This is a genomic window from uncultured Mailhella sp. (assembly GCF_905187505.1).
GTDB lineage: Bacteria > Desulfobacterota > Desulfovibrionia > Desulfovibrionales > Desulfovibrionaceae > Mailhella.
In genome coordinates this window covers 1-10,731 of sequence record NZ_CAJJIC010000083.1, presented here as the reverse complement: position 1 = coordinate 10,731, position 10,731 = coordinate 1, and the positions used below count along the sequence as shown (strand labels likewise).

The window sequence follows — 10,731 nt, the reverse complement described above, 5'->3', positions numbered from 1 at the left end:
AATGAAGAAAACGGCCTGCTCCTCTGACTGAGGGATCGTGCCGGACCGCCCGGAACGAAATCACAGAAGCTAAGGAGAGCTTGTGGAGATGGAACCTTGTCGGCATCCCTCCCGGAAAAACACTATTTCAGCACGGCGCCGGTATTGGCGCTGCTCACAAGACGCGCATAACGGCCGAGCCAGCCGGTCTTGATGTTGGGTTCACGGGGTACGAAGGCCGCCTTTCTGCGGGCGAGCTCTTCTTCGCTCACTTCCACGTTGATGCTGGCATTGGGAATGTCGATGCTGATGATGTCGCCTTCCTGAATGAGTCCGATAGGACCTCCGTCGGCGGCTTCGGGAGAAACGTGGCCTATGGAGGCGCCGCGGCTCGCGCCGCTGAAGCGGCCGTCGGTAATGAGGGCCACGGTGGTATCCAGCTTCATGCCGGCAAGAGCGCTGGTGGGATTGAGCATTTCACGCATGCCGGGACCGCCCTTGGGGCCTTCGTAGCGGATGACGACCACGTCGCCTTCATGGATTCTGCCGTTGTAAATGGCGTCGATGGCTTCATCCTCGCTGTCGAACACGCGGGCGGGGCCGCTGTGCTTCAGCATTTCGGGGGCCACGGCGCTGCGCTTGACCACGCAGCCGTCGGGCGCGATGTTGCCCCAGAGAATCTGAAGGCCGCCCGTGGGGCTGTAGGGGTTGGAAAGAGGACGAACCGCGCCGGTGTCCCTGATGACCGCACCCTTGATGTTTTCGGCCACGGACTTGCCCGTGGCGGTGATGAGGCTGGTATCGATGAAGCCGCCCTTGGCAAGCTCGGCCTGCACGGCCGCAATGCCGCCCGCGGCATACAGATCCTGCATATGGGTGGGGCCGGCGGGAGCAAGGTGGCAGAGATTGGGCACCTGAGCGCTCACTTCATTGAACAGCGCAAGGTTGAAGTCGACTCCGGCCTCATGGGCGATGGCAAGCAGATGGAGCACGGTATTGGTGCTGCAGCCGAGCGCCATGTCGCAGGCAAGCGCATTGCGGAGGGACTTTTCGTTGACGATGTCGCGGGGCTTGATGTCGCGCTTCAAAAGCTCCATCACGGCCATGCCGGAATGCTTGGCAAGCTGCATTCTGCGGGCATGCACGGCAGGAATGGTGCCGTTGCCGGGCAGTGCAATGCCCACGGCTTCGCACAGGCAGTTCATGGAGTTGGCGGTATACATTCCCGCGCAGCTTCCGCAGCCGGGGCAGACGCCGGTTTCACATTCTTCAAGCTGGGCGTCGTCGATGAGGCCCACCTTGCGGGCGCCCACGGCTTCAAACATTTTGGAAAGGCTCACTTCCTCGCCGTTGTATACGCCGGCCATCATGGGGCCGCCGCTGCACACCACGGAAGGAATGTTCAGACGAAGCGCGCCCATGAGCATTCCGGGCACGATCTTGTCGCAGTTGGGCACGAGCACCAGCGCGTCGAGCTGATGGGCCATGGCCATGGTTTCCACGCTGTCGGCAATGAGTTCACGGCTTGCCAGCGAGTATTTCATGCCGATATGTCCCATGGCGATGCCGTCGCACACGCCGATGGCGGGAATGAGAATGGGAGTGCCGCCGGCCATGCGCACGCCGGCCTTGACGGCCTCGGCTATCTTGTCCAGATGGGCATGTCCGGGAACGATTTCGCTGTAGGCGCTGATGACGCCGACGAGCGGACGATCCAGTTCTTCCTTGGTGTAGCCCATGGCATAGAAAAGACTGCGGTTGGGCGCGCGTTCCACGCCCTGCGTGACATTCGCACTGCGAAGCTTCATGAGGTATTCTCTCCTGTTCCCTTCCCGTAAAAGAGCAGTTTATGTTGCAGCGTTCGCCGGCGGCAGCGAAACGGAGCATGCGCCCCGAGACATGCCGGACATGAACGCACTGCGGAGGGCATCCGCGGCGCGCTTTCGGCCGAACGCCCGTAAAAAGACAGAAATCGCCGGACAGCAGGAGCCGCCCGGCGATTTTTTCAAACCGATGTTACTTCTTGAGCCAGCTCATCATCTGACGAAGTTCGGCGCCGACCTTTTCAAGCTGATGCTCGGCTTCCAGACGACGGGTGGCAAGGAACTTGCCCTTGCGACCGGCGGAGAATTCCTGCATGAACTCGGAAGCGAAGGTGCCGTCCTGGATTTCTCTCAGAACCTTCTTCATTTCCTTGCGGGTCTCTTCGGTGATGAGGCGCTTGCCGGTACGGTAGTCGCCGTATTCGGCGGTGTTGGAGATGGAGTAGCGCATGAAGCCGAAGCCGCCGTTGTTGATGAGGTCGACGATGAGCTTCATTTCGTGGATGGTTTCAAAGTAGGCCATTTCAGGCGCATAACCGGCTTCCACGAGGGTCTCGAAACCGGCCTTCATGAGTTCGGTCACGCCGCCGCAGAGAACGGCCTGTTCGCCGAAGAGGTCGGTCTCGGTTTCTTCACGATAGGTGGTTTCCAGGATGCCGGCGCGACCGGCGCCGATGCCGGAAGCATAGGCCAGGGCATAGTCCTTGGCACGACCGCTGTAGTCCTGGGCGATGGCGATGAGGCTGGGCACGCCCTTGCCTTCCAGGTACTGGCTGCGCACGGTGTGGCCGGGGCCCTTGGGGGCGATCATGATCACATCGATGTTGGAAGCGGGCTTCACGAAACCGAAGTGAATGTTGAAGCCGTGGGCGAAGCAGAGCACGTTGCCTTCCTTCATGTGAGGAGCAACCTGGGTGTTGTAGATGTCGGCGGCGACTTCGTCGGGCACCAGCATCATGACGATGTCACCGGCTTCGGCGGCGGGTTCCACTTCCATGACCTTCAGACCGGCGGCTTCAGCCTTGGCCCAGCTGGAGCTGCCCTTGCGCAGGCCGACGACAACGTTCACGCCGCTGTCATGCAGGTTCTGGGCATGGGCATGGCCCTGGCTGCCGTAACCGATGATGGCGACCGTCTTGCCGTCGAGCACACCAAGATTGCAGTCTGCGTCATAGTACTTCTTGATCATGATAACTTCTCCATTTCAATGGCTATAATTCATTCCCGCAGCAGAGGTTAATCTCTGCTGCTTTTCCACCAATCACTCTGCGATCCTCTGGGCATGCCGATGATGCCGGAACGGCACATCTCAAGGATCTGATAGGGCGACATGACCTCCAGGAAGCCTTCAATCTTGGAAGGCTTGCCGGTGAGTTGTATTACCATGCTACTAGAGGTAAGGTCAATAATTCGTGCCCGGTAAACCTCGACGATATCCTTAATGGGAGAAATAGTCGCCGGATCAAAGGCCATGCGCAGCATGATGGTCTCGCTGAGCAGGCTTTCATTCGGGGGAAGAAGGGTGATGGACTTCACCTCTTCCATCTTGAGCGTCTGCTTCACGATCTGGTCGAGCACATGGGAATCGCCTTCCGTCACGATGGTGATGATGGACACGGCAGGATCACTGGTCTGGGCGGCCGTGACACTGGTCATGTTGAAGCGACGGCGGGCAAAGAGGGAGGACACGCGGGCCATGACGTTGGCGTTGTTATCCACCACGATGGAAATCACATGTTTCGTCATATTGTCCCCCTTCTCTATTCCATGATGATGGAGTCACAGGTGCAGCCGCCGGGAATCATGGGAAGCACCTTTTCATCCTTGTCGATGCAGCAGTGAATCCACACGGGCACGTCGCTCTGAAGAGCCTCCGCCATGGCCTTTTCCAGATCGGCCAGCGTGTTGCAGTGGAAGCCCTTGCCGCCGAATCCTTCGATGACCTTCACATAATCGGTGCGGCGATTGAGGTCGGTGCAGGAATAGCGCTTGCCGTAGAAGCTCGTCTGCCACTGACGCACCATGCCGAGAACATGGTTGTCCAGAATGACGGTGATGACGGGCAGCCCGAAGCTCACCGCCGTGCATGCCTCGTTCATGTTCATGTGGAAGGAGCCGTCGCCGGTGAAGAGCACGACCCGCTTTTCAGGCCTCGCGATCTTGGCGCCGATGGCCGCGCCGTAGCCGAAGCCCATGGTGCCGAGGCCGCCGCTCGTAAGGAAGTGACGGGGCTTGACGTGATGCAGGTACTGGGCGGCCCACATCTGATGCTGGCCCACGTCGGTGACGTAGATGGCGTCGGTACCGGCCATTTCGTTGACCTTGCGGATGACCTGATGGGGCTTGAGCGTGGTGTTGCTGTCTTCGGGATGATAGTCTTCCTGCTTCCATTCCGCGATCTGGGCAAGCCATTCATCGCGGCAGGTCTGATGCAGCTTGGGCAGCAGCGCGCAGATGACGTCCTTCACGTCGCCCATGAGGCTGACGTCCACGCCGACGTTCTTGTTCACTTCGCTCGGATCGATGTCGATCTGAATGAGCTTGGCGCGGCGTCCGAAGGCGTCGGGAGCGAGGGCCACGCGATCGCTGAAGCGGGTGCCCACGGCCACCATGACGTCGGCATAGTCGAGGGCGAAGTTGCTCGTGCGGCATCCGTGCATGCCCACCATGCCGAGGTTGAGCGGGTCGTCGCTGTCGATGACGCCAGCGGCCATGAGGGTATAGGCGCCGGGCATGCAGGTCTTCTTCATGAGCGCGGCAAGCTCGGCGCTTGCGCCGGAGGAGATGACGCCGCCGCCGTAATAAATGGCCGGACGCTGGGCGTTGTTGATGATGTCCGCAGCCTTGTCGATGGCGTCCATGTCGATCTTCGAGGTATAGGTGTCACGCACGGGGGCGGCGGGCACGAATTCGGCCACGGCCGACGTCATGTCCTTGGGAATGTCCACCAGCACCGGGCCCTTGCGTCCGGTCTGGGCTATGCGGAACGCCTCGCGCAGAATGTCGGCAAGGTCTTCCACTCTGTCCACCACGAAGTTGTGCTTGGTGATGGGCATGGTGATGCCCGCAATGTACACTTCCTGAAAGCTGTCCTGCCCGATGAGAGGCGTGGGCACGTTGCCGGTAATGGCGACCATGGGCACGCTGTCCATGTAGGCCGTGGCAATGCCGGTAACAAGGTTGGTCGCACCGGGGCCGCTGGTTACCAGAACAACGCCGGTGCGGCCGGTAGCACGGGCGTAGCCATCGGCCGCATGAGCGGCGCCCTGTTCGTGGGCGGTAATGATATGACGGATACGATCCTGGTATTTATACAGTGCGTCGTACAGATTCAACACAGCGCCGCCGGGGTAGCCGAACAGCGTGTCAACGCCCTGCTCCACCAGCACTTCACAAAAAATTTCCGAACCGGTCAGTTTCATATTCTTCATCCTTATGGGCTGAAACCATGCTGATCCGCACGAGGCGGACCTCCCCCCAGTCGCACGATCCGCCATTTCGCGGCGGTCTTTCCGTCTGCTCCCCACGGGCGGCTCTTTCCGGCCCCTTTCGGGGGTACAGGCGTTAATCGTAGAATAATACTGGACTGCTTCTTCTTGTCTTGTCAAGTAATGAAAGGCAAAATAACCAATCGAAAAAGCAAACTATTTTTTTCACATTTTCGAAAAGCGTCCGTAACGACAGAGAAAGCCGGACACGATGAAGAAAGAAACGTTCCTCATGCCTCTGCAGCGGCTCAAGCCGCAATATAAAAATGTTTCAGCGGCGCACAACGCATCAAAGTACGGAACATATCCGTTTCACGGTCATTCCATTCCTCAATGCACGGCATTCCGGCCCGCTCTTTTCCATGATGCACCGTCCACCGCCGCTGCCGCGGCGTGCGGCCCCATGCCTTTCCGCCCTTTTCCCGGCCGGAACCTTCCATGGGCAAGTTCTCTCTTTTCCCTCTTTTCTTTTAAGGATACCATGACCGGCACAGGGATGCGCCCCTGCCATGCCGGTCGTGCTTCTCCTCGTCCGAACGCCCGTCCGGCATCTCTTCCGCCGCGCTTCAGCAAGAAAACGGCCCGCGCCCGCCCCGGCGTTCCGGCTTTCCCGGAAGTGCCGGATGCGGCGGATGTTCCGCATTCTCAAGGAGAGCCCTCATGAGTCACAAAAGATATTCCGGTTTCGACAGGCTGCCGCGCGGCCTCGCTTCCGACATCGTCACGCCGGGCTGCCTCGTTCTGGAAGGCGGCGCGCTGCGCGGCACCTACAGCGTAGGGATCATGGACGCCATGATGGAAGCCGACCTCAATCTTTCCTGCACCATCGGCGTGTCCGCCGGAGCGCTGAACGGCATAAGCTATGTCTCGGGTCAGATAGGTCGCTCGGCACGCAGCCCCCTGCGCTTCCGGCATGACCCGAGGTACTTCGGACTCGGAGCCTTCCTGCGCAACCGCAGTCCCTTCGGTTTCGACTTCATGTTCGGGGAGCTTTCCAAAACGCTCGATCCTCTGGACATGAAGCGCTTTCTCCGGCCGGAGCGACGTTTTGTGGCCGTGGCCACGAACTGCCTTACCGGCAGGCCAGAGTACTTTGAAAAAGGACGCTGTTCCGACATCATGCTGGCCACGCGGGCATCCTCCACCATGCCCTACATCTCGCAGATGGTGCGCATGGACGGCGCTCCCTACCTCGACGGCGGCTGCTCGTGCAAGATTCCTCTGGCATGGGCGCTGGAAAACGACTTTCCGGCCATCGTGGTCATCAAGACGCGTCCCGACGCCTATCGCCGCAATCCCGATGCGGGAAAAACACTCGCACGGCTCTGCTACGGCAGAAAGTGGCCCGCGCTCGCCCGGTCGCTGGCACAAAGCAACGCCGACTACAACCGGCTGTGCGACGACATAGAAAAGCTCAGGCGTCAGGGACGCATCTTCGTCATCAGCCCCTCCCGCTTCATGAACATAGGCCGCATGGAAAAGGATCTGGAAAAGCTCGGCGAATGGTACTGGCTCGGCTACCGCGACGCGCAGAACGCCATGCCGGCCCTCAAGGCGTATCTGGAGGAACGAAACACGCCCGGCAGCGGGAAAGTTCTGCCGAAAGCCTGAAAGCCTCGCAAAGCGCCTCCTCGTTCCGCAGCTTATTCCTCCCTCGCAGGCGGCTTCCGCGGCCTTTCGGCGCTTTTTCCGCAAAAGAATCATGGGCGGGCCCAGGCGCATGCCCACCGCACGTTTTTCCTTATCCCTCAAAACGACACGGACGCCGACAGCGCGTTCCGCCTTCGACAAGCGGGACATAAAAAGAAACGCTCCTGAAATTCAGGAGCGTTTCTTCGCGAACGATGTTCCGCCGGCAGAGCCGCAAATCGGTCCGTCTCCGGCTTCAAGGCCTTATTTCTTCATGGATGCAAAGGATTCCAGGCCGAAATGAGGTTTTTCCTGCGCCACGCCGGAGTCAAGCCGTTCGCGCAGCTCAAGAAGAGCCCTGCGGAGCTGTTCCGGGCAGGACGTGACCTTGGAGGTGGGGCAGATGGGCATGTCGGCAAAGCGGTCGATCACCTCATCGACGTGCATTCCTCGTATGAGGCGGCCTATGCCCTGAAGGTTGCCGGGGCAGCCTCCCTTGAATTCAAAGTTGGTGATGGTTCTGGTCGCATCGTCCACTTCTATCATGAACATCTTGGAGCAAACGCGCTCCGGAGTGAAAACAAACTGCATGGTGATCCTCCGTTGTTGGAAAACAGTGTATTACGAAAAACTCCCGCGCATGGCAAGACGGCGGCGAAGGCAAGAGCTTCCTCCATGGGCCCTTCTTCCAGCACGGCCCGCCCGGAGCCGTGCCTTCTCTCCTCTCCCGTTTTCTTCCTCCTCGCTTCCGCGAGGTTGACGCCGCGCGATTTTGTCCTATCTTGAACGTGCCGCGCACACATGTTTCCTCCGCCGGTCACGGCGGAGCATGAAACGCCACGACGGGCCCGGCCGCGCGCAAGGACGCCCGGCCTCGTCGCGCCCGCCATCAACGCGCATCCGCGCTCTCAGGAAGGTCATCATGAAAAAGAGAAAAATAGTCCCCATCACCGTTCTGTCCGGCTATCTCGGCGCGGGCAAGACCACGCTGCTCAACCACGTGCTCTCCAATCAGGAAGGCTACAAGGTCGCCGTCATCGTCAACGACATCGGTGAAGTCAACATTGACGCCAGCCTCATCGCCAAGGGCGGCAGCGTGGAAATGGACGACAGCCTCGTGCCCCTTTCCAACGGCTGCATATGCTGCTCACTCAAGGTCGATCTGCTTCAGCAGGTGCTGAACCTCATCGAATCCGGACGCTTCGACTACATCCTCATTGAGGCAAGCGGCATCTGCGAACCTCTGCCCATTGCGCAGACGCTCTGCCTCGGCGACGAGTCCCTGCCCAAGATATGCCGCCTCGACGGCATCGTCACCGTGGTGGACGCCCAGCGCATGGTGGATGAATTCCTCGGCGGCCAGCGGCTCGTGGAGGAAGACATAGAGGAAGAGGACGTGGCCAGCCTGGTCATTCAGCAGATAGAGTTCTGCACCACCATCGTGCTCAACAAGGTGGCCGGTCTGACCGAGGATCAGCTCGGCCTGCTCAGAACCGTCATCCACAAGCTTCAGCCCGAAGCAAACATCATTGAAACCAACTACGGCAAGGTCGACGTGAAGGACATCCTCGATACGGGTCGCTTCGACTTCGACCGCGCATGCTCCTCCATCGGCTGGGTGCAGGCTCTGGAAGCCGACGCTCCCGAAGAAGACGAACACGACCATGATCACGGGCATGAGGATCATGACCATGACGAACACGATCATGAGCACGGCCACAAGCATGATCATGACGGGCATGAGCACGGCCACAAACACGAACATGACCATGACGAAGAGGAACACGGCCATCACGGTCACCATCATCACCATCACCACGGCGACCATGAGCACGGCGAAGAATACGGCATTTCCACCTTCGTGTATTTCCGCCGTCCTCCCTTTGACCAGAAGAAATTCGAGGACTTCGTCAACGACGCCTGGCCTTCCAGCGTGATACGCTGCAAGGGGCTCATCTGGTTCGGCGACGAACCCGATACCGCCTACCTCTATGAACAGGCCGGCCGACAGATGACCGCCTCTCCCTACGGAGAATGGGTGGCCGCCGCTCCGGCCAAGCGCCAGGCCGCCGAGCGCCGCGTGGACAAGCAGCTCGACAAGGAATGGGACGACACCTACGGCGACAGAATGCAAAAGCTGGTCTTCATCGGCCAGCACATGGACAAGGACGCCATCTGCGCCGCGCTGGACGCCTGTCTGAAAAAGTAATCCCGGGGACCGCACCTCCCCTTTTCCGGGCAGTTCTGTCCAGGGGCGTTCTTCGCCCCGGCAGACTGCCCGTTTTCCTTTCGGCCGCCGGGCGAAGTCTCATGTAACCTTACGGCGGTCGCTCACCTCAGCCCGCGCCATGCGCGGATCATTTCTTCCCATGCGCAGAAACATCGTTCCCATCACGCTTCTTACCGGCTATCTCGGCGCGGGCAAGACCACGCTGCTCAATCATGTTCTTTCCAATCAGGAAGGCTACAAGGTCGCCGTCATCGTCAACGACATCGGCGAAGTCAACATCGACGCCGCGCTCATTGAAAAAGGCGGCAACGTGGAGATGGAAAGCAGTCTCATTCCCCTTTCCAACGGCTGCATCTGCTGCACGCTGAAAGACGATCTCATGCAGCAGATTCTTGACCTCATCGCCACCTGCCGCTTCGACTACATACTCATCGAGGCCAGCGGCATCTGCGAGCCCATGCCCATCGCGCAGGCCATCACGCTGGGCGACGAAGTCATGCCCACGGTGTGCCGTCTCGACGGCATCGTCACCGTGGTGGACGCCATGCGCATGGCCGACGAATTCCTGAACGGCGAAAAGCTGCTCGGCGACAACGACGAGGACGACGTGGAAAGCCTGCTCATCCAGCAGATAGAGTTCTGTACCACCATCGTGCTCAACAAGGTGGACGAAGTGTCTGCCGAACAGCTCGCCACGCTCAAGGCCGTCATACGTCAGCTTCAGCCCGAGGCGCGCATCATCGAAACCAACTACGGCAAGGTGGCCGTCAAGGACATTCTCGACACGCACGCCTTCAACTTCGCCAAGGCCGGAAAGTCCGCAGGCTGGATACGAAGCCTTCAGAACTTCGACGCGAAAAAAGCCGAACATGACGACGATCATCATGATCACGACGCCCATGCCGGTCATCACCATCACGACCATGAGGAAGGGCATTCCCACACCGAGGAATACGGCATTTCCACCTTCGTGTATTTCCGCCGCGCCCCCTTCGATCAGGACAAATTCAGCGAATTTGTGGAAATGTCCTGGCCGGAAACCGTGATACGCTGCAAGGGGCTTCTGTGGTTCAAAAAGAATCCGTCCATGTCGTACATGTTCGAGCAGGCCGGAAAGCAGACCGTGGCCACGCCCTTCGGGCGCTGGATGGCCTCCGCGCCTTCGGAACAGCGCAAAAAGGCCCGGGCCTCGAACCCGGAACTCGACCGCAACTGGGACGAGCGCTACGGAGACCGCATGATCAAGCTCGTGTTCATCGGCCGTCACATGGATGAAAACGCCATCCGCGCCGCCCTCGACGCCTGCCTCGACAACGAATGAGCCGTCCCGTTTCCGGGAAAGGCGTCCGGCCTTCCCCGGAAACGGTCTCCCTCAGACGCCCGGACATTGCGGAGCCCGCGACCCCGGGCCGCAGGCTCCGCAGCATGCCGGACACGCTCCGAAAATCAAAAAATGCCGGCGTCCACGCGGGACGTCGTCCCCTCTTCCGGGAAGCGCCCGTCCCCGCCCGCTCCCCCCTTCGCCACCCCCATCCTTCCCTAATCCTTCCATAATTCCCGGCCTGCCGCTCTTTTATCTCCC

Annotated in this window: 9 protein-coding genes; 3 read left to right on the top strand and 6 right to left on the bottom strand. The window is 59.9% G+C overall.

From position 1 onward, the window contains the following. Positions 1 to 122 precede the first annotated feature (122 nt). From ilvD to QZZ60_RS08095, 5 genes are all read right to left on the bottom strand, one after another. The gene (gene ilvD, locus QZZ60_RS08115) at positions 123 to 1,787 is read right to left on the bottom strand and encodes a dihydroxy-acid dehydratase (protein WP_295640349.1); all 1,665 of its coding nucleotides are present in this window, start codon (positions 1,785 to 1,787) and stop codon (positions 123 to 125) included. 208 nt (positions 1,788 to 1,995) lie between these two features. Next, the gene (gene ilvC / locus QZZ60_RS08110) at positions 1,996 to 2,988 is read right to left on the bottom strand and encodes a ketol-acid reductoisomerase (protein WP_295640350.1); all 993 of its coding nucleotides are present in this window, start codon (positions 2,986 to 2,988) and stop codon (positions 1,996 to 1,998) included. 50 nt (positions 2,989 to 3,038) lie between these two features. After that, positions 3,039 to 3,548: an acetolactate synthase small subunit gene (gene ilvN, locus QZZ60_RS08105; RefSeq protein ID WP_295640347.1), complete on the bottom strand. Its 510-nt coding sequence runs from the start codon at positions 3,546 to 3,548 to the stop codon at positions 3,039 to 3,041. A gap of 14 nt (positions 3,549 to 3,562) precedes the next feature. Continuing rightward, positions 3,563 to 5,224 carry a biosynthetic-type acetolactate synthase large subunit gene (gene ilvB, locus QZZ60_RS08100; RefSeq protein WP_295640344.1) on the bottom strand — a complete coding sequence of 554 codons (1,662 nt, stop codon included), beginning with the start codon at positions 5,222 to 5,224 and terminating at the stop codon, positions 3,563 to 3,565. 314 nt (positions 5,225 to 5,538) lie between these two features. Further along, positions 5,539 to 5,730, bottom strand: a complete 192-nt coding sequence (locus QZZ60_RS08095) for a hypothetical protein (protein ID WP_295640341.1) — start codon at positions 5,728 to 5,730, stop codon at positions 5,539 to 5,541. 220 nt (positions 5,731 to 5,950) lie between these two features. Here QZZ60_RS08095 and QZZ60_RS08090 point away from each other — a divergent pair, with 220 nt between their 5' ends. Continuing rightward, positions 5,951 to 6,901 (top strand): patatin family protein, encoded by a 951-nt coding sequence (locus tag QZZ60_RS08090; protein WP_295640339.1) that lies wholly within the window; start codon positions 5,951 to 5,953, stop codon positions 6,899 to 6,901. 282 nt (positions 6,902 to 7,183) lie between these two features. Here QZZ60_RS08090 and QZZ60_RS08085 read toward each other — a convergent pair whose 3' ends face one another. Continuing rightward, on the bottom strand, positions 7,184 to 7,510 hold the full coding sequence (locus tag QZZ60_RS08085; RefSeq protein WP_295640336.1) for a TIGR03905 family TSCPD domain-containing protein: 327 nt from the start codon (positions 7,508 to 7,510) through the stop codon (positions 7,184 to 7,186). Positions 7,511 to 7,841: 331 nt separating this feature from the next. On the opposite strand from QZZ60_RS08085, the gene QZZ60_RS08080 reads away from it, so the two are divergent. Continuing rightward, on the top strand, positions 7,842 to 9,128 hold the full coding sequence (locus QZZ60_RS08080; RefSeq protein ID WP_295640333.1) for a GTP-binding protein: 1,287 nt from the start codon (positions 7,842 to 7,844) through the stop codon (positions 9,126 to 9,128). A 160-nt stretch (positions 9,129 to 9,288) separates the two neighbouring features. Further along, the gene (locus tag QZZ60_RS08075) at positions 9,289 to 10,470 is read left to right on the top strand and encodes a GTP-binding protein (RefSeq protein ID WP_295640330.1); all 1,182 of its coding nucleotides are present in this window, start codon (positions 9,289 to 9,291) and stop codon (positions 10,468 to 10,470) included. The last annotated feature ends 261 nt before the right edge of the window (positions 10,471 to 10,731 follow it).

Excerpts from the sequence above, each read along its gene's own strand:
- ilvD (WP_295640349.1), bottom strand. The coding sequence starts at position 1,787 with ATGAAGCTTCGCAGTGCGAATGTCACGCAGGGCGTGGAACGCGCGCCC.
- ilvN (WP_295640347.1), bottom strand. The coding sequence starts at position 3,548 with ATGACGAAACATGTGATTTCCATCGTGGTGGATAACAACGCCAACGTC.
- ilvB (WP_295640344.1), bottom strand. The coding sequence starts at position 5,224 with ATGAAACTGACCGGTTCGGAAATTTTTTGTGAAGTGCTGGTGGAGCAG.
- QZZ60_RS08095 (WP_295640341.1), bottom strand. The coding sequence starts at position 5,730 with ATGGAAGGTTCCGGCCGGGAAAAGGGCGGAAAGGCATGGGGCCGCACG.
- QZZ60_RS08090 (WP_295640339.1), top strand. The coding sequence starts at position 5,951 with ATGAGTCACAAAAGATATTCCGGTTTCGACAGGCTGCCGCGCGGCCTC.
- QZZ60_RS08085 (WP_295640336.1), bottom strand. The coding sequence starts at position 7,510 with ATGCAGTTTGTTTTCACTCCGGAGCGCGTTTGCTCCAAGATGTTCATG.
- QZZ60_RS08080 (WP_295640333.1), top strand. The coding sequence starts at position 7,842 with ATGAAAAAGAGAAAAATAGTCCCCATCACCGTTCTGTCCGGCTATCTC.
- QZZ60_RS08075 (WP_295640330.1), top strand. The coding sequence starts at position 9,289 with ATGCGCAGAAACATCGTTCCCATCACGCTTCTTACCGGCTATCTCGGC.